The 17,342-nt window shown below is 61.1% G+C and carries 15 protein-coding genes; 7 read left to right on the top strand and 8 right to left on the bottom strand.

Annotated features, from left to right (window positions below):
* Positions 1 to 26 precede the first annotated feature (26 nt).
* From ACYQ54_RS10900 to ACYQ54_RS10870, 7 genes are all read right to left on the bottom strand, one after another.
* On the bottom strand, positions 27 to 896 hold the full coding sequence (locus ACYQ54_RS10900; protein WP_460084749.1) for an ABC transporter permease: 870 nt from the start codon (positions 894 to 896) through the stop codon (positions 27 to 29).
* Positions 897 to 901: 5 nt separating this feature from the next.
* Positions 902 to 1,849, bottom strand: coding sequence for an ABC transporter permease (locus ACYQ54_RS10895; protein ID WP_148581964.1), 948 nt, complete (start codon positions 1,847 to 1,849; stop codon positions 902 to 904).
* A gap of 59 nt (positions 1,850 to 1,908) precedes the next feature.
* Positions 1,909 to 3,414, bottom strand: coding sequence for an ABC transporter substrate-binding protein (locus ACYQ54_RS10890; RefSeq protein ID WP_460082047.1), 1,506 nt, complete (start codon positions 3,412 to 3,414; stop codon positions 1,909 to 1,911).
* A gap of 28 nt (positions 3,415 to 3,442) precedes the next feature.
* A complete protein-coding gene (locus tag ACYQ54_RS10885; protein WP_460082044.1) occupies positions 3,443 to 4,543 on the bottom strand; it encodes an ABC transporter ATP-binding protein in 1,101 nt (366 codons plus the stop codon).
* Positions 4,540 to 5,547, bottom strand: a complete 1,008-nt coding sequence (locus ACYQ54_RS10880; RefSeq protein WP_460082042.1) for an ABC transporter ATP-binding protein — start codon at positions 5,545 to 5,547, stop codon at positions 4,540 to 4,542. Before ACYQ54_RS10880 ends, ACYQ54_RS10885 begins: the two co-directional genes overlap by 4 nt.
* Positions 5,537 to 6,253: a FadR/GntR family transcriptional regulator gene (locus tag ACYQ54_RS10875; RefSeq protein ID WP_460082039.1), complete on the bottom strand. Its 717-nt coding sequence runs from the start codon at positions 6,251 to 6,253 to the stop codon at positions 5,537 to 5,539. Before ACYQ54_RS10875 ends, ACYQ54_RS10880 begins: the two co-directional genes overlap by 11 nt.
* A 287-nt stretch (positions 6,254 to 6,540) precedes the next feature.
* Positions 6,541 to 6,936 (bottom strand): hypothetical protein, encoded by a 396-nt coding sequence (locus ACYQ54_RS10870; protein WP_460082036.1) that lies wholly within the window; start codon positions 6,934 to 6,936, stop codon positions 6,541 to 6,543.
* Here ACYQ54_RS10870 and ACYQ54_RS10865 point away from each other — a divergent pair.
* The 7 genes from ACYQ54_RS10865 (at position 6,935) to ACYQ54_RS10835 (ending at position 15,051) form a co-directional block, all read left to right on the top strand.
* Positions 6,935 to 8,149, top strand: coding sequence for a transporter substrate-binding domain-containing protein (locus ACYQ54_RS10865; protein ID WP_460082034.1), 1,215 nt, complete (start codon positions 6,935 to 6,937; stop codon positions 8,147 to 8,149). The genes ACYQ54_RS10870 and ACYQ54_RS10865 overlap by 2 nt on opposite strands.
* Entirely contained in the window at positions 8,146 to 8,748 is a 603-nt protein-coding gene (locus ACYQ54_RS10860; protein WP_460082032.1) for an ANTAR domain-containing response regulator, read from the top strand. The genes ACYQ54_RS10865 and ACYQ54_RS10860 overlap by 4 nt, the downstream gene beginning before the upstream one ends.
* A gap of 4 nt (positions 8,749 to 8,752) precedes the next feature.
* Positions 8,753 to 9,640 carry an ABC transporter permease gene (locus tag ACYQ54_RS10855; RefSeq protein WP_460084747.1) on the top strand — a complete coding sequence of 296 codons (888 nt, stop codon included), beginning with the start codon at positions 8,753 to 8,755 and terminating at the stop codon, positions 9,638 to 9,640.
* Between the two features lie 2 nt (positions 9,641 to 9,642).
* Complete coding sequence (locus tag ACYQ54_RS10850; RefSeq protein WP_460082030.1) at positions 9,643 to 10,563, top strand: ABC transporter permease; 921 nt, start codon at positions 9,643 to 9,645, stop codon at positions 10,561 to 10,563.
* A 71-nt stretch (positions 10,564 to 10,634) separates the two neighbouring features.
* Positions 10,635 to 12,263, top strand: coding sequence for an ABC transporter substrate-binding protein (locus ACYQ54_RS10845; RefSeq protein ID WP_460082028.1), 1,629 nt, complete (start codon positions 10,635 to 10,637; stop codon positions 12,261 to 12,263).
* Entirely contained in the window at positions 12,253 to 13,203 is a 951-nt protein-coding gene (locus tag ACYQ54_RS10840) for an acetamidase/formamidase family protein (RefSeq protein ID WP_460082026.1), read from the top strand. The genes ACYQ54_RS10845 and ACYQ54_RS10840 overlap by 11 nt, the downstream gene beginning before the upstream one ends.
* A 66-nt stretch (positions 13,204 to 13,269) precedes the next feature.
* On the top strand, positions 13,270 to 15,051 hold the full coding sequence (locus ACYQ54_RS10835; RefSeq protein WP_460082023.1) for an ABC transporter ATP-binding protein: 1,782 nt from the start codon (positions 13,270 to 13,272) through the stop codon (positions 15,049 to 15,051).
* Positions 15,052 to 15,081: 30 nt separating this feature from the next.
* Here the strand turns inward: ACYQ54_RS10835 and ACYQ54_RS10830 are convergent, their stop codons facing one another.
* The gene (locus tag ACYQ54_RS10830) at positions 15,082 to 17,301 is read right to left on the bottom strand and encodes a CHASE2 domain-containing protein (protein WP_460082022.1); all 2,220 of its coding nucleotides are present in this window, start codon (positions 17,299 to 17,301) and stop codon (positions 15,082 to 15,084) included.
* Positions 17,302 to 17,342 lie beyond the last annotated feature (41 nt).

Here is a 17,342-nt window from a genome sequence, read left to right as displayed (position 1 = left end):
TTACTCTTTGGGTTTTAAAAAACGGATCAGCTTTCGCGCGGGTCGAGAGCATCGCGCAGGCCATCGCCCAGCAGGTTGAAACCGAGAACGACCAGGAAGATCGCCGCGCCCGGCCACCAGGCCATCCACGGCGCCTGGGTCATGAAGTTCTTGGCGACGTTCAGCATGGAGCCCCAGCTTGGGGCGGGGGCTTGCTGACCGAGGCCGAGGAAGGAAAGGCTTGCTTCGGCGATGATCGCGGTCGCCACCGTCAGCGTCGCCTGAACCAGAACCGGCGCGAACACGTTGGGCAGGATGTAGCGGGACATGATCGCGACATGGCTGAGCCCGATGGCCCGCGCGCCTTCGACATAGTCTTCCGTCTTGACAGACAGCACCTGTCCGCGCGTCAGGCGCACGAAGATCGGCATGGCCGAAAGCCCGATGGCGATCATGGCGTTGGTAAGGCTCGGCCCCAGGAAGGCGGCAAGCGCAATGGCCAGAATGAGGAAAGGCGTTGCAAGCAGTGCATCGGTGACCCGGGAGATCGCCTGGTCGGTCCAGCCGCCGAAGTAACCTGACAGAAGACCGAAGGGAACGCCGATCAAGACGGCGATCAACACCGAGACGACACCGGCCATCAGCGAGGCCTGAGCCCCCCAGATCATGCGCGAGAGGATATCCCGGCCGATCTCGTCGGTGCCAAGCCAGTGGGCGGCGGAGGGCGCCTTGCGCACCGCGCCCCAGTCGGTTGCGACCGGATCCGCAATGGGCAGCACTGGCGCGGCGACGGCAATGCCGACGAAGAAGGCGACAATGATGAAACCGAACAGCGCGCTCTTGTTCGCCTTCAGCTTTTTCCAGGCGCGGCTTTCGAGGCGGATTGTTTCCTCAGCCGGATCTGCGGCGGTGGTCACGGCGCTCACAGGCTGCTCCTCATGCGCGGGTTGAGAAGGAAATAGAGGACGTCGGCGATCAGGTTCATCAGGATGAAACCGGCGGCCGTGCACATGACGACTCCCTGCACGACGGCATAGTCACGGGTGAAGACCGCATCCACGATCAGCTTGCCGAAGCCGGGGATGGTGAAGATCTGTTCCGTCAGCACCGCTCCGGCGAGCAATTCGCCGAAGAGCAGTGCGCTGAGGGTCACGATGGGCAGCAGGGCGTTGCGGAAGGCGTGTTTCAGGATGACCACGTTTTCCAGAAGGCCCTTGGCGCGGGCCGTGCGGACATAATCGGCCTTCAGCACACCGAGCATTGCCGAGCGGGTGTGGCGCATCAAGGTGGCGGCCAGCGCCGTGCCCAGCACAAAGGCGGGCATGATCATTGTCTGGAGTGATTTAAGCGGATCGACAAAGGGCGATTCATAGCCTGAGGCCGGCAGCCATCCCAGTTGGACGGAGACCAGCATGATCAGCATGATGCCGAGCCAGAAATTCGGAATGGACAGACCGGACAGCGCCACGAAATTGGCGATGTAGTCGATGGCAGTGCCCTTGCGCACCGCGGACAGGATGCCGGCCGGAATGCCGATGGCAAAGGCGATGATCATTGCCATCACAGCGAGCTGGATCGTGACCGGCAGCTTGTCGGCAATTAGCTCCGTCACCGGCAAATTGGTTCGCAGCGAAATGCCGAGGTCGCCCTGCAGCATGGCCTTCATCCAGTAAAAATACTGGTAGATGATCGGGTCATTGAGCCGGTATTTCTCGCGAATGAACTCCAGCACAGCCGGATCGCGCTCTTCACCGGCAAGCACGAGTGCCGGGTCGCCGGGCAGCAGTTTCTGCAGCACGAACACGAAGATCGAAACCAGAATGAGCGTAGGGATGGCGATGACCAGCCGGCGCGCGATGTAGGACAGCATTCGGGCAAAATCCGTTTGAAACGGAACCCGGCCAAAGCCGGGTCCCGTCATCGGTGTGGTTACTTGAACTTGACGTTCTCGAGGCGGATCATGCCGTCCGGATAGGCGGTGAAGCCTTCCAGCTTGCCGGACAGCGCCCAGATCCAGGTCGGGTGGTAGAGATAGATGATCGGCAATTCGTTGATCAGGATATCCCGAGCCTCGTCATACTTGGCCTTGCGCGTGGCGATGTCATTGCTCTGCCGCGCTTCGTCCAGCAGCTTGTCGACTTCAGGAATGCAGACCTTGGAATCGTTGATCCCGCCCTTGCAGGTCATGAACTGGTGGATGTTGCCGTCCGGATCGACACGGCCCGACCAGCCCACCTGGCTTGCCTGGTAGTTGCCAGCGGACTGGTCCGCCAGCAGGCTGGCGAATTCCATCGACTTCAGTTTGACGTTGAAGCCGGCCTCGGCGGCCATCGACTGGACAACCTGCATCATCTGAGTCTGCACAGGGTTGTTGGCCACCTGCACCTCGACATCGAGGCTGTCATAGCCGGCTTCCTTGAGCAGGGCCTTTGCCTTTTCGACGTCGCGGGCCGGAACCGGATAGTCCTTGTCGTACCAGGGGCTGGTCGGCGGGAACGGCTGGTTGCCGGGGGCAAACGCACCTTCGAAGACAACCTGGTTGATCGCGTCACGGTCCAGCGACAGGCTGAAGGCCTGTCGGATCTTCGGGTCGTTGCCGAACGGGTTGTCACCCTTCTCGCCGTTGTTGATGTTCACCGTGATGCCCTGGTAACCCAGGCTGACGGCTTCGGCGAACCCGAGGTTGGCATCACCCTTCACCGAGGCAACGTCGGTTGCCGCGAGGCGTTCCAGCATGTCGATGTCGCCGGAGCGCAGGTTGGCAAGACGCACGGTCGTGTCGGGGATCGGCAGGAAGGTGACCGTGTCGAAGTTGATGGCATCCTTGTTCCAGTAGCCGTCGAACTTGGACAGGACGATACGGTCCTGCTGGACGCGCTCAACGAACTTGAACGGGCCGGAACAGACCGGGTTGTTGCCGAAATCGGCACCGGCTGCCTCGGCGGCGGTCGGCGACACCATCATTCCGGCGCGGTCGGCAAACTGGGCCAGCAGCGTCGCGTCCGGTGCAGTCAAGGTGAACTTGACCTGAAGCGGGCCGGAAACCTCCACGCCCTCGATGGACTTGACCTCACTCTTGCGGCGGCTTTCCGGAAGGTTCTTCGAACGTTCGATATTGGCCTTCACGGCTTCCGCGTCAAAGGGGGTGCCGTCGTGGAAGGTCACGCCGTCGCGCAGGTCCATGGTCAGAACCTTGCCGTCGTCGGACCAGGTCCAGCCGGCGGCAAGCTGCGGGATGATTTCAAGGTCCGGGGTGATATCGACCAGCTTGTCGCACAGCGACGTGTAGACGATGCGGCCGACAAAGGTCCGGGACTGATCGGGATCCAGCACATCGGCGTCGTCCTGCAGGCCGATGCGAAGATCGGCGGCTTGGGCGGCCGTGGCCAGGGTTGTTGCGCTGAGCAGCAGCGCGGCAAGGAAATCCTTACGCATGTTTGTACTCCTCTCGGAAGGGCTCGATTTAGGGTCTTGCGGCCGTCGTCGGCTCTTTTTGTTGACTTCGGGTCCGGAACAGCGCGAAGCGCTTTTCCGCATTGGGGCTCCTTGGCGGTTCCAGAACAGGGGACTGGGCGTCTTCCGCGATCTTTTCCCAGTGATGGCAGGCAACGGTCCTGTCACCTGCGACGGTGGCAGGTTCGGGCTTTTCCCGGCTGCAAAGGTCGGTCGCGTGCGGACAGCGCGGATGGAAACGGCAGCCTGAAGGCGGATCCAGCGGCGAGGGCACATCGCCGAGGAGGGCGGCCTTCATCGACCGGCCATGGGGCGAGGCGATCGGGATCGCGCGCATCAGGGCCTGGGTATAGGGATGCAGAGGCTTGTCGAAGAGCGCGTCATTGGGCGCCAGCTCGACGATTTCACCCAGATACATGACGGCCACCCGGTCGCTCATATGGCGGATAACCGCCAGATCGTGGGCAATCAGGATCAGCGTCAGGTCGAATTCCGACTTCAGGTCTTCCAGAAGATTGATGACCTGGGCCTGAACCGAAACATCCAGTGCCGAGACGGGTTCGTCACCGACGATTACCTTGGGACCGCTGGCAAGCGCCCGTGCAATGCCGATGCGCTGTCGCTGACCACCGGAAAACTCGTGCGGATAGCGGTTGGCAAAGGCGGGACGAAGCCCGACCTTGGTCAGGAGTTCGGCGACTTTCTGGCGCCGTTCGGCGCGCGAAAGCGTCGTGTGAACCTTCATCGGTTCCTCGATCAGCGCACCGACGGACATGCGCGGATTGAGCGAGGAGAACGGATCCTGGAAAACGAACTGCAGGTCTTTCCTCAGTCGGCGCATTTCCTGCTCCGACAGTGCCGATATGTCGTTTCCGTCGTAAAGAACGGCACCGTCCGAAGGTGTCAGCAGGCGGACCAGAAGACGCGCCAGCGTGGACTTGCCGCAACCGCTTTCCCCGACGATGGAGAAGGTCTCACCCCGTTTAATGTTCAGCGACACGCCGTTGACGGCGCTGACCGAGGTGGCCGGTTTGAACAGGCTCTTGCGGCCGCCGAACCGTTTGGTAACGGCGCGTGTCTCGATGATCTTGTCCCGGGTCGGCAGACTCATCCGGCGGCCTCCGCAAATGCGCTTTCCAGCGGCGCGTAATGACAGGCCGCCCTGTGGGTTGGGCCAAGTTCGACAAGTGCCGGTGCGGTGTCACAAGCAGTCCCGGCGAAGGGACAGCGCGGCGTGAACCGGCAACCGGCGGGCATGTTGTCGATGGTCGGCACCATGCCGCCGATGGTTGCCAGCTTGCCGGAACGCGGTCCGACCGACGGCACGGAACTCATCAGGCCGATGGTGTAGGGGTGCTGCGGATCGTCGAAGATCGCGGAAACCGGGCCTTCCTCTACAGCGCGTCCGGCGTACATCACACAGACGCGGTCGGCGATTTCGGCAACGACACCCAGATCATGCGTGATCATGATCAGCGCTGTTCCGCTTTCCCTCTGCAGGTCTTCGATCAGGTCGATGATCTGGGCCTGGATAGTGACGTCCAGCGCGGTGGTGGGCTCGTCGGCGATCAGCAGGACCGGATCGTTGGCAAGTGCCATGGCAATCATGACACGCTGGCGCATGCCGCCGGACAGTTCATGCGGATAATCGTCCAGCCGGCTGGCAGCGGCCGGGATCTTGACCCGTTCCAGCATTTCCAGCGCCCGCGCGCGGGCCTCGGCCCGGCTCACCGGGCGATGGCGCAGCACGATTTCCGCGATCTGGTCTCCGATCCGGTAGGACGGATTGAGCGAGGTCATCGGCTCCTGAAAAATCATGGAAATGCGGTCGCCGCGCAGGTCGGCGAGGGCGCGCTCCGGCAGCGCCAGCAGATCCTGTCCGCCGAAAGTTGCCGTTCCGGACATGACCCTGGCAACACCTTTCGGCAACAGGCCCATCAGCGACAGGGCGGTAACCGACTTGCCGCAGCCGCTCTCTCCGACGATGCACAGGGTTTCCCCCGGACGGACGGCAAAGGACAGACCATCAACGATATTGGCCGGAGCGCCCTTGAAACGGAGCGAGAGGTCCTGAACATCCAGGACAGGGGCGCTCAACGGAGCTTCAGTCGGCATTGGCCGCCTCGCTCGCACTCTGGAACAGCAGGCGCTCCTGCAGCGCCAGAAGGTGGGCACGCATGGTTTTTTCAGCAGTGATGGGATCCCGGTTCGCGATGGCTGCGATGATGTCGACATGCTGTGCCCGGTAGAGTGTCAGCGCATCATCGGTTCTCAGGGCTTCGCGGACATGGCGCCAGGCGGTGTCCTGCCGGACCCGGTCAACGACATCGAAAAGGGCCAGAAACAGCGTGTTGCGGGCAGCCCGTGCGATGGCCCGGTGCAGGGCACTGTCCCACAGTTCGCGGCTGTCCATGTCTTCCGCCTTGCCGACGCGGTCGGCGAGGTCGCGCATGGCGGCGATATCGGAAGGGGCTGCCCGCAGGGCCGCCAGACGGGCCAGCACGGGCTCTATCTGCAGCCGGACTTCCATCACTTCGAGCATGTTGGAATTTTCGTGCAGCGACAGGATCTGTTTCTCCGGCTGGGCCGGTTCGCTGCCGATAAAGGTCCCCGCGCCCTGCCTGCGCCAGATCTTGCCTTCCGTCTCGAGCACTTCCAGAGCCCGGCGCACGGCCCTGCGGCCGACACCGATGGTCTCGGACAATTCGCGCTCCGTGGGAAGCTGTTCGACGCCCTCCGCCGTGAGCTGGTCCACGATGATCCGAAGTCGTTCCAAAGCCATGCTGGAGTTGCGCTGTGAAGGTTTGTCGGTGTCGCTCATACCATACCAATTCGAACCAATTTGAATTGGTCACATTATTGGCGCGATATTTTTAGCTGTGCAAGTAGTGCTTTTCGCGAAAACGTGCCCGGAGATAGACTGAGACCGTGTGTGATTGCTTTCTAAGCTATAAGGTCGGCGTCAGATGAGAACATGTTAAGTGATTGTAAAATATAATAAAAGATACGATATGAATTCTAAGTTGGCGCATTGATGGGGAGGCCCGCCACTCCCCCTGCCTAAAATTTGCGCCAGGGAACAAATTTTAATCGGTTCCGTATTTTTCGTCAGGTTATCTCTCGCAGTGTAATTTTGTGCTGCCACATCGCCAGATTGGGGCTGATTGTTGCTTGTATTGATGAGAAATTTGCCATTCTTTTCAACAAAAAGAGCCGGTTTTGATGCGTTGTCTCCGAAGTGGCGAAATTGGCGAAATTGGTTCGTTTGGGGGCGATTGCTTTTGGCTCGATTGGTGGCGAAATTTTATGCGTGGCTGATCTTTGGGCTTTACGGCGATTGACAAGAATTTTTTCTTCGGCGATCCTGATATCGAAATAGCGGCAATCGTTCAGCCGCACGGCAATTGCGCCCCGATCTGTCGCAGGTAGACACCTGCGGGTCGGGGTTTTTTTATGTTCAGCTCCGCGGTTCACATCGTTCGGCTGAAGGGCAGGGTAATACATGGCCTTTGGGGAAATACCGGTCGGCGTTCTGTTTTCGAAATCCGGGTCCTATGCCGCGATCGGGCAGGAAGGCTATTGGGGTGCCCGGATCGCCATCGACGAAATCAACGCGTCCGGCTTGTTTGATTTCCGCTTCCTGCGGGTGGACGGTGATCCCAGGGGATCCGCTGAAAACTACGCCGTGGAAGCTGACCGGATGATGCGTGAGGCCGGTTGTCGACACATCATAGGCACCCAGACATCGTCAAGCCGCAAGGAAGTGTTGCCGGTAATGGAGCGTGGCCGGGGGCTGCTCTGGTACACCACGCCTTATGAAGGCTTCGAAAGCCACGACCGTGTGGTCTATACCGGCGCCTGCCCGAACCAGGGCGTGGTCCCGCTTTTCCGTCACATCGTTCCGGAGTCCGGCCGCCGGGCTTTCCTGCTCGGATCCAATTACATCTGGGGCTGGGAAACCAACCGCATCGCCCGAGAGCTTCTGGCCGGATGTGACGGCGAGGTGCTGGGCGAGCGCTATGTTGCCATCGGCGACGAGAACATCGACCATCTGATCGCCGAGATCCGCGAAAAGCGACCGGATTTCATCTTCAACAACCTGATCGGCGAAAGCAGCTACGCCTTTCTGCGTGCGATGAAGCGGCTTGCGATAGAAGATCCCGCCTTCGCGCCGAACCGCTGCCCGATCCTCAGCTGCAATCTGACGGAAGCCGAGCTGCCGATTCTGGGCGCGGCCGCCGAAGGACTTGTGTCCACCTCGACTTATTTCGAAACACTGGACACGCCGGAAAACGCGGATTTTCTCAGCCGCCTGGAAGGCCTGCGCGGCCCGGATGCGTCGATATCGTCCATGTTTGTCGGGCCCTATGAGGCCGTCTGGCTTCTTGCCCGCGCCATCGAGGCTTGCGGCTCGGATGCGCCGGACCATGTTCTGGCGGAATTGTGCCGCCGCCCGCACCGCACCCCCTTGCGCGACATCCGCATCGACCCGCAAACGCAGCACGCCTACCTGCAGCCCCTGATCGCCGTGGTCGAAACAACCGGTCCGGATCGCATCCGGTCCCGGTTCAGGATCATCGAAAAGACATCCGGACCGTTGGCACCGGACCCCTATCTGGTTCACTATGACCCGTTGGAAAGCAACGCCGGTTCGTCTGGTGACGCACCGGTTCCGGACAACGGCAATTCGCCGAGATTGAGGCTGGTATCGTCATGAGCAGCCTGTTCCGCACCCCCAGTTTCCGCGGCTGGTCCGCGACGATCCTGCACAAGCCTCATTCCGACAGGGATGCCGTGTGCCGCCAGCTTGATCGTCTCGGCATCGCGACGTCGACCGCCTGGCCGGAACTTCCCGAAGACGCGCGACAGGCCAACCTGGTGATATTCGACGCCGATGCCGGTCACGATGCCCAGTTCCCCTGGCCTGTCGAGGAGCACCCGATGCCGATGATCGCACTGATGGGCAGCGAAGCCCCGGGCCGGGTCGAATGGGCCATCCGGCGTGGTGCCATTGCCCACCTGAGCAAGCCCATCGCATCAAGCGGTGTCTATGGCGCGCTTGTCGTTGCCACGCGCACCTTTGCCATGCGCCGTGCATCGGAAGAAAGGATTGCCAAACTGGAGGCACGCCTCGCCTGCCGGCCTCAGGTGGCCGAAGCCATCATTCTGCTCATGCAGCATCAGGGCGGTGACGCCGAAACCGCCTACAAGCTGCTGCAGGACATGGCAATGGCGAGCCGGCAAACCATGGAAGACGTTGCGCTTGATCTGCTGGCGCGTTCAGGAGGGCAGAATGCCGGCCGACGTGAAGCCTGAAGTGATGCCCGACACCGTGAAAGCCACCGTTCCCGAAACACCCGAAGGCGTCTGGCGACGTCTCCTGCAAAGAAAGCTCGCCGTTTTCGCCCTGGGTCTGGTCGGCCTGATTGTCGGGGCTGCCGTATTTGCACCCCTTGTCGCGCCGTTCGATCCGGCGGAACAGTTCTTCGAAGGCCTGACGCTGGAAGGCGCACCCTTGCCACCGGGTGAAACCTTTTGGCTGGGCACGGATCTGCTTGGCCGGGATCTCCTGTCACGCCTGATCTATGGTGCGCAGACCTCGCTCATCATCGGGATTGTCGCCAACGGCATTGCCGTTGCCGTCGGTGCCTTTGTCGGCATTCTTGCCGGCTTCTTCCGGGGCTGGGTGGAGACTGTGCTGATGCGCTTCACCGATCTGATGATGGCTTTTCCGGCCTTGCTGCTTGCCATCACGCTGGCGGCCCTGTTCCGGCCTTCACTGTGGATTGTTGCCATGGTGATCGCCATGGTCAACTGGGTGCAGATGGCGCGCGTTGTCTATACGGAAACCAGGTCGCTGTCGGAGCGGGAGTTCATCCTGGCAGAACGGGCGATGGGTGCCGGTCTCTTCCGCATTCTGTTCAGGCACATCCTGCCGCATCTTCTGTCGACCATCGTCGTTTTCGGCACGCTGGGCATCTCGACAACCGTGCTTCTGGAAGCAACGCTCAGCTATCTCGGCATCGGCGTTCAGCCGCCGACCCCCTCCTGGGGCAATATCATCTACGAAAACCAGACCTATTTCACCTCGGCCCCCTGGCTGGTGTTCTTCCCGGGTGTCGCCATCATCGCGCTGGCGCTGGGCTTCAACCTGCTGGGCGATGCGCTGCGTGAGGTGCTCGATCCGACGCAGAAGGGGAGGCACTGATCATGGGCGGTTATATTCTGCGCCGGGTGTTCCAGTCCGTGCTGATCCTCATCGGCATCACCTTCCTGACCTTCGTCCTGCTCTATCTGATCCCGGCCGATCCGGCCCGCCAGATCGCCGGCCGCAGCGCCACCGCGCAGACGGTCGAGAACATTCGCGAGCAGCTTGGTCTGAACCTGCCGTTCTACCAGCAGTACTTCCGTTATCTGACCGGGCTGCTGCAGGGCGATCTCGGCCGCTCCTACCTGCAGAAGACGGAAGTGGGCGCGCTCATCTGGTCGCGTCTGCCGGCAACGCTCCTTCTCATGGTCGGCGCCATCGTCTGCGAACTGGCGATAGGACTTACCATGGGGCTCGTCGCAGCCCTGCGCCGGAACACGGCGACAGATACGAGCCTCATGGTCCTTTCCTTCGTCGGCGTGTCCTCGCCCCAGTTCGTGATCGGCATCCTGCTGCTCTACGTCTTTTCGGTGCAGCTCGGGTGGTTCCCCATCGGCGGTTACGGCACCTTCATGCACATGGTGCTGCCGTCGTTGACCCTCGGGTTCCTGGGCGCAGGCTGGTACTCGCGGATGATGCGCTCGGCCATGATCGACGTGCTGCGCCAGGACTTCATCCGCACGGCGCGCGCCAAAGGTCTGAAACGCTGGCAGGTCCTGTTCGGCCACGCCCTTCCCAACGCCTTGCTGCCGATCATCGCCATGATCGGGATCGATATCGGTCTTTTCATGAGCGGCATCGTGGTGGTTGAGAGCGTGTTCGGCTGGCCGGGCATCGGCCAGCTCGCCTGGCAGGCCATCCAGCGGGTCGACATTCCCATCATCATGGGCGTCACGCTCGTGTCCGCATTCGCGATCGTGCTCGGCAATTTCCTTGCCGACCTGATCGCTCCCCTGATTGATCCGAGGATCAAGCTGCGCTGACGCGCGGCAACCGCCGGAAAACCGTCTTCAGAGCGGCCCGGCACATCACCGTAAGAACCGGAGGTTGGACTATGAAGAAGACAGTATTGGCAGGGGCTGCCGCCCTTCTCGCCGCCACCGCCCTGACATCGGCATCCGCTCTGGCGGACGACATCAAGCAGGGCGGATCGATGATCGTCACCTACAAGGACGATGTCTCCACGCTTGACCCGGCCATCGGCTACGACTGGCAGAACTGGTCGATGATCAAGAGCCTGTTCGATGGTCTGATGGACTATGAACCCGGCACCACAAACCTGATGACGGACCTGGCCGAGGACTACACGATTTCCGACGATGGCACGGTCTTCACCTTCAAGCTGCGTGAGGGCGTCAAGTTCCACAACGGGCGTGAGATGACGGCGGAAGACGTGAAGTATTCGCTCGACCGCGTCACCAATCCGGCCACCCAGAGCCCGGGCGCGGGCTTCTTTGGTTCCATCAAGGGATATGATGCCGTAGCGGCCGGAGATGCCACCAGCCTGGAAGGTGTCGCCGTCGTTGATCCCTATACGGTCAAGATCGAGCTGTCCCGCCCGGACGCGACCTTCCTTCATGTGATGGCCATCAACTTCTCGTCCATCGTGCCGAAAGAGGCCGTGGAGGAATGGGGCGCCGACTTCGGCAAGCACCCGGTCGGCACCGGTGCGTTCTCGCTGGAAGAATGGACTCTCGGCCAGCGTCTGGTGTTCAAGCGCAACGAGGACTACTGGCGCTCGGGCGTGCCCAAGCTTGACGAAATCACCTTCGAAGTTGGCCAGGAGCCCGTGGTTGCACTCCTGCGTCTGCAGCGCGGCGAAGCCGACATTCCGGGCGACGGCATTCCGCCGGCGAAGTTCCTGGAGGTGACCAAGGACCCGCAGTACAAGGACCTGATCATCGAAGGCGGCCAGTTGCACACCGGCTATGTCACCATGAACGTGAAGATGCCGCCCTTCGACAAGCTGGAAGTGCGCAAGGCCGTTAACATGGCGATCAACAAGGATCGCGTCGTGCGCATCATCAACGGCCGCGCCGTTCCGGCAAACCAGCCGCTGCCGCCCACCATGCCGGGGTATGACAACGAGTACACCGGTTACGCCTACGATCCGGAAGCCGCCAAGGCCCTTCTGGCCGAGGCCGGTCTGGCTGACGGGTTCGAGACCGAACTCTATGTCTACAACACCGACCCGAACCCGCGTATTGCCCAGTCCATCCAGGCCGACCTTGCCGAAATCGGCATCAAGGCCGAAATCAAGGCACTGGCCCAGGCCAACGTGATCGCGGCCGGCGGCGAACCCGACCAGGCACCGATGATCTGGTCCGGTGGCATGGCCTGGATTGCCGACTTCCCGGATCCGTCCAACTTCTACGGTCCGATCCTGGGCTGTGCCGGTGCGGTCAAGGGCGGTTGGAACTGGTCCTGGTACTGCAACGAGGAGCTGGACAAGCAGGCAACTGCCGCCGACAGCATGACCGATCCGGCACAGAAGGCCGAGCGCGAGGAAGCCTGGCGCAAGATCTTCATCTCGGTGATGGACGATGCGGCCTGGGCACCGGTGTTCCACGAGCAGCGTTTCACAATGCGGTCCGAACGGCTGGGTGGCCCTGACGCCATCTTCGTCGATCCGGTCCACATTCCCGTCAACTACGACTACGTATGGGCGAAAGATGTGCAGTAACTGCAAGGCCGCTTACACGATCCACGCGGCACAACACCATTTCGGCTGGGACAATTCCAATACCCCGGCCGAAACGGTGGCACCGGGCACGGTGCTGGAATTCGAATGTCTCGACAGTTCCGCCGGGCAGCTGACGCCTGAAAGCACTGTCGCGGATGTCTCGACGCTGGATTTCGGCAAGATCAATCCGGTCAATGGCCCCATCTATGTGGATGGGGCCGAGCCGGGCGACGCACTGGTGGTCAAGATCCACGAGTTCAAGCCGTCCGGTTTCGGCTGGACCGCCAACATTCCGGGCTTCGGACTGCTGGCTGACCAGTTCAAGGAACCGGCCCTGCATGTCTGGTCCTACGACAAGGACAAGCTGGGCACGTCGGCCTTTGCACCGTTTGGCAAGGTGCCATTGAAGCCGTTTGCCGGCACCATTGGTGTCGCACCGGCCGAGGCGGGTCTTCATTCCATCGTTCCGCCCCGGCGGGTAGGTGGAAACCTGGACATCCGCGACCTTGCTGCCGGAACGACTCTCTACCTGCCGGTGGAAGTTGCCGGAGCCCTGTTCTCCATCGGTGACACCCATGCGGCCCAGGGCGATGGCGAGGTCTGCGGAACCGCCATCGAAAGCCCGATGAACACAGTCGTCGAGCTGGATCTCATCAAGGGGGCCAACCTCAAGATGCCGCGGTTTGAAACGCCGGGGCCGGTCACCCGTCATCTCGACGAGATGGGCTACGAGGTCACCACCGGCATCGGCAGCGATCTGTTTGAGGGGGCTCAGGCAGCCGTGTCCAACATGATCGACCTCTTGTGTGCCCGTCACGGCTACAGCGCGGTCGATGCTTACATGTTGTGCTCGGTCTGCGGCGATCTCAGGATCTCGGAAATCGTGGACATGCCCAACTGGGTCGTCTCGTTCTATTTCCCGAAGGTCGTGCTCCAGTAACGCAACCGGGCGGCGGTGCAGGCTGCCGCCCGTTTTCCAGAATTCAAGAAAGATCAGGACGTCCGGATGTCCAGACTGCCAGACCATGAACCCGTTGCCGAAGACGTCGTTCTTTCCGTAAGAGACCTTCGCACGGACGTCGCGACGCCTTCCGGCCGCAAGACCGTGGTCAAGGGCCTGTCGTTTGACCTGAAGCGCGGCGAAACCCTGTGTATCGCGGGCGAATCCGGCTCCGGAAAGTCGATCACCGCTTTGTCCATCATGGGACTTTTGCCAGAGCCGATGGCCCGGGTGTCCGGCGGCGAAGTGCTGTTTCAGGGCAAGGACCTGACCAAGCTGCGCGAGGACGCCATGCGCCGCATACGCGGCGGCGATATCGCCATGATCTTCCAGGAGCCGATGACCTCGCTCAATCCCGTGCTGACGGTTGGCCGCCAATTGCGCGAAGCCATTCTGGCGCATCAGGATGTAAGCAGACACGAAGCGGTCAAACGCGCGCTGGCGATGCTCGAATCGGTACGCCTCTCGGAACCGGAGCGTCGGCTGAAACAATATCCGCACGAGCTTTCCGGCGGCATGCGCCAGCGGGTGATGATCGCCATGGCGCTGGCCTGCAATCCGAAGGTGCTGATTGCCGACGAACCGACAACCGCGCTCGACGTGACGATCCAGGCGCAGATCCTTCAGTTGATCCGCGACCTTCAGCGCGATTTCGGCACGGCGGTCATCATGATCACCCACGACATGGGTGTCGTTGCCGAGATGGCCGACCGGGTGATTGTCATGAACCACGGCAATATCGTGGAAAGCGGCACAGCCTCCGACGTGTTCGAACGTCCGGCGGACAGCTACACCAGGCATCTTCTGGAGGCCGTGCCCAAGCTTGGAGCCATGACCGGTGTCGACAGCGCAGCAAAGACATCCGCCCAACCGGAAGCGCCGCTTCTCGAGGTGGAAGACCTTGTCGTCCGGTTCGACCTGCATGGCGGCCTGCTCAATCGGGTGACCTCCCGCGTTCATGCGGTCGAAGGCGTGTCCTTCACGCTGGCGCCGGGAGAGACGCTTGGTCTGGTCGGTGAAAGCGGTTGCGGCAAGTCCACCATCGGCAAGGCCCTCATGAACCTGGTGCCCTGGGAAGGAGCGATCCGGATCGCCGGACATCATGTCGGTATCGGCAGCGCGCAAGAACAGCAGCGCCGTAGGCGCGACATGCAGATGATCTTTCAGGACCCTTATGCCTCGCTCGATCCGCGCATGACCGTTGGCGATATTGTCGGAGAACCCCTGGTGATCCACGGCTTGGCGCGCGGCAAGGACCTCAAGGACAAGGTGGCGTCGCTGTTCGAACGGGTCGGTCTGCCGGCCGACGTGATCAGCCGTCACCCGCACGAATTTTCCGGTGGCCAGCGCCAGCGCATCTGCATTGCCCGCGCACTCGCGCTCTCGCCCAAGGTCATTGTGGCGGATGAAAGCGTCTCGGCGCTCGATGTCTCGGTTCAGGCCCGTGTTCTGGATCTTCTCCAGGAGCTGCAGGAGGATCTGGGCCTCTCCTATCTGTTCATTTCCCACGACATGGCGGTTGTGGAGCAGGTCTCGCACCGGATCGCGGTCATGTATCTCGGTCAGATCGTCGAGATGGGCACGCGCCGCCAGGTTTTTGAAAACCCGCAGCACGAATACACCAGGCGGTTGTTGAAGGCGGTGCCGATCCCGGACCCGAAACGCAGGCGCACCGTTTTCGATGTGCCGACGGGGGAGATACCCTCACCGGTCTTGCCGCTTGGGCAATCGGTTGAGCGGGTGCGCTACACAGATGTCGGTGGCCGGCACCTGGTAGCGGTTGCCTGAACCCCCGGGCCAGGCGTGGGACTTGCGGCGCTATTCCCCGGCAAGTTCCTCGATTATGGGTGACGGCATGAAACTGTCGTAGAAGGTGCTCAAGTCGACCGGAGCCACGGCCAGGCAGGCGTTCACAAGGCGTTCGATCTCCGCGCGAGTGGATACCCGGGTGCGTTCTTCGATAAGTTTCACGTGCAGCCGTTCCAATGCCTGCCATTCTTTTGTTCTGGCAAGTGCCTCATCGCCGACAAGCGCGTATAGAGTTGCAGGCTGAGCTTTGCCCTTGAGTGCAATTGACCCTGCTTCGAGAAGGGCCATGGACTTGCACGCGGTGGCCGTTGTTTGCGACAGCAGGATAGGCCAACCGACTTGCTTGCAGGAGGTTTCGATCCTGGACGCAACGTTGACGGCGTCACCGATCACCGAATAGTTGAACCGCGAATTCGACCCCATGTTGCCCACGCAACCAGGCCCGCTGTTCAGGCCGATGCCGATACGGACGTCGCCCAATTTGTAGGGGCCGGACTTGAAGCCGAAGGCGTCTCGCTCGTTGAGTTCCTTGACGATGTTTATCATGTCCAGCGCAGCATGGGCTGCCTTGACCGGATGATCGGCGACGTCAAGTGGCGCGTTCCAGAACGCCATGATTGAGTCGCCAATATATTTGTCGATTGCGCCTTCCCGTTTCTGGATGCTGTCTGAAAGCGGGGAAAGCAGACTGTTGAGGAATGCGACGACCTCTTCGGGAGGCAGCTTTTCGGATATCGGCGTAAACCCCCTCACGTCCATGAACATCATCGTCATGTAGCGGATTTCGCCACCAAGACGCAGCGTTTGAGGCTGTTCCTCCAGCTTTTTGAGCAAGTCCGGTGCGAGGTAGCGCTGGAACGCCCTTCGGACAAACCGCTTTTCCCGCTCCGTGAAGGCGAACATCAAGATTGTGGTCAGCAGAAAAATAAGTCCGGAAACCAGCATGGGAAAGACCGGATCCACAAGGAGACCATAGCTGGCAAAGGCAAGCCAGCTTCCGCCGCCGACGACCGCGCTCAGGACGGCGCCAACGGTGGCTGATGGGATCGCGCCCGTGGACGGCAATATAGCACCGATGATGAGCGTAACGATGAACAACGCCGCGATTTCAGCTCCGGTCGCCCAGTCGGGACGGTTGAGGAAAGTATTCGACAGGATTTGATCGATGATCTGCTGATGCATGAAAACACCCGGAACGCTCTCGCCGAGTGCCGTGAGCCTGATGTCTCGCAGCCCGGCGGCCGACGATCCGAAAAGGATGATGTGGCCTTCGATCAGGGGGGCCAGCTCCTCGTCCGACAGGTTCAGAAGATCCTTTGCAGAGAGGTAGAGAGACGGGTCATTGTGCGAATAATAAATCAGCAGATGACCATTGGCTGTCACCGGAACCTGAAACTCTCCGACCTTGAATTCGGTCATGGCGAGTGTTCCTGCACTGAACTCGCCGCTCGCTTCCGACGTTTTCAGAATGAAAGTTTTGTCGCCGAGCGCGACACGAAGCGTCTCGAGTGCCAGGGCCGGGTATTTTTCGCCGTTCGGGCCGGCAATGAACATTGGCACCTGTCGCACCACTCCGTCGGAATCCGCCTGCCCAAGTGAAATCGAACCACTTCCTTTCGCTACCGCCTGATAGGGAGGTAAGCTCATCACGCTGCCTCTGATCGGGTTGAGGAGCGGTGTCGGGTCTTCCCCGAGGACGACGTAGGCGGCCTTGGCATCGGGCAATCCCATTGCCGATCTGGGTTCGTTGAAAAATCCAAGGATCGTCGGCAGCCCGGCCATTGCCTGAACGAAAACGGCATCATTGTCCGGGATTCCGGAAAGCAGTGGCTTGATCTGGTTGCGGCCGGGCCAGCCGCGTTCCTCCAGCTCCCGCAAAAATCCTGCCGGGCCTGTCCGGTCAGGTTCGGAAAACACCATGTCAAAGGCGACGCAGGCGGCGCCAAGGCTCTGAATGCGCTCCAGAAGTTTGGCAATCTGTGTACGCGGCCACGGCCATTGGCCAAGCTGCGCAATCGACTCCTCGTCGATGTCGACAATCCGGATCGGTTGGCCCAGAGCCTCCCTTGGTTTGAAGCGCTGATAGGTATCGAAGGTGATCCAGCGCAGGGATGCAATGAATGGAGGATCGGACAGGCGTAGTTCACGGGCGCCGAAAAGGAGGATCAGCGTCAGACCCAGGACGAAAACGTGCCTGTTGCGTAGCAAGTTGAAAAGCGTCTTTCCCACCGGCATGCCCCTGACCGACACGGGTGTTCGGCAGCAGCGAC

Source organism: Roseibium sp. LAB1, assembly GCF_054658235.1.
The sequence above is the reverse complement of the archived record's forward strand: the minus strand, read 5'-3'. Positions and strand labels throughout refer to the sequence as shown.

Bases quoted from the DNA above. Each gene is read 5' to 3' on its own strand.
- ACYQ54_RS10895 (WP_148581964.1), bottom strand. From the start codon at position 1,849: ATGCTGTCCTACATCGCGCGCCGGCTGGTCATCGCCATCCCTACGCTC.
- ACYQ54_RS10890 (WP_460082047.1), bottom strand. From the start codon at position 3,414: ATGCGTAAGGATTTCCTTGCCGCGCTGCTGCTCAGCGCAACAACCCTG.
- ACYQ54_RS10885 (WP_460082044.1), bottom strand. From the start codon at position 4,543: ATGAGTCTGCCGACCCGGGACAAGATCATCGAGACACGCGCCGTTACC.
- ACYQ54_RS10880 (WP_460082042.1), bottom strand. From the start codon at position 5,547: ATGCCGACTGAAGCTCCGTTGAGCGCCCCTGTCCTGGATGTTCAGGAC.
- ACYQ54_RS10875 (WP_460082039.1), bottom strand. From the start codon at position 6,253: ATGAGCGACACCGACAAACCTTCACAGCGCAACTCCAGCATGGCTTTG.
- ACYQ54_RS10865 (WP_460082034.1), top strand. From the start codon at position 6,935: ATGGCCTTTGGGGAAATACCGGTCGGCGTTCTGTTTTCGAAATCCGGG.
- ACYQ54_RS10870 (WP_460082036.1), bottom strand. From the start codon at position 6,936: ATGTATTACCCTGCCCTTCAGCCGAACGATGTGAACCGCGGAGCTGAA.
- ACYQ54_RS10860 (WP_460082032.1), top strand. From the start codon at position 8,146: ATGAGCAGCCTGTTCCGCACCCCCAGTTTCCGCGGCTGGTCCGCGACG.
- ACYQ54_RS10855 (WP_460084747.1), top strand. From the start codon at position 8,753: ATGCCCGACACCGTGAAAGCCACCGTTCCCGAAACACCCGAAGGCGTC.
- ACYQ54_RS10850 (WP_460082030.1), top strand. From the start codon at position 9,643: ATGGGCGGTTATATTCTGCGCCGGGTGTTCCAGTCCGTGCTGATCCTC.
- ACYQ54_RS10845 (WP_460082028.1), top strand. From the start codon at position 10,635: ATGAAGAAGACAGTATTGGCAGGGGCTGCCGCCCTTCTCGCCGCCACC.
- ACYQ54_RS10840 (WP_460082026.1), top strand. From the start codon at position 12,253: ATGTGCAGTAACTGCAAGGCCGCTTACACGATCCACGCGGCACAACAC.
- ACYQ54_RS10835 (WP_460082023.1), top strand. From the start codon at position 13,270: ATGTCCAGACTGCCAGACCATGAACCCGTTGCCGAAGACGTCGTTCTT.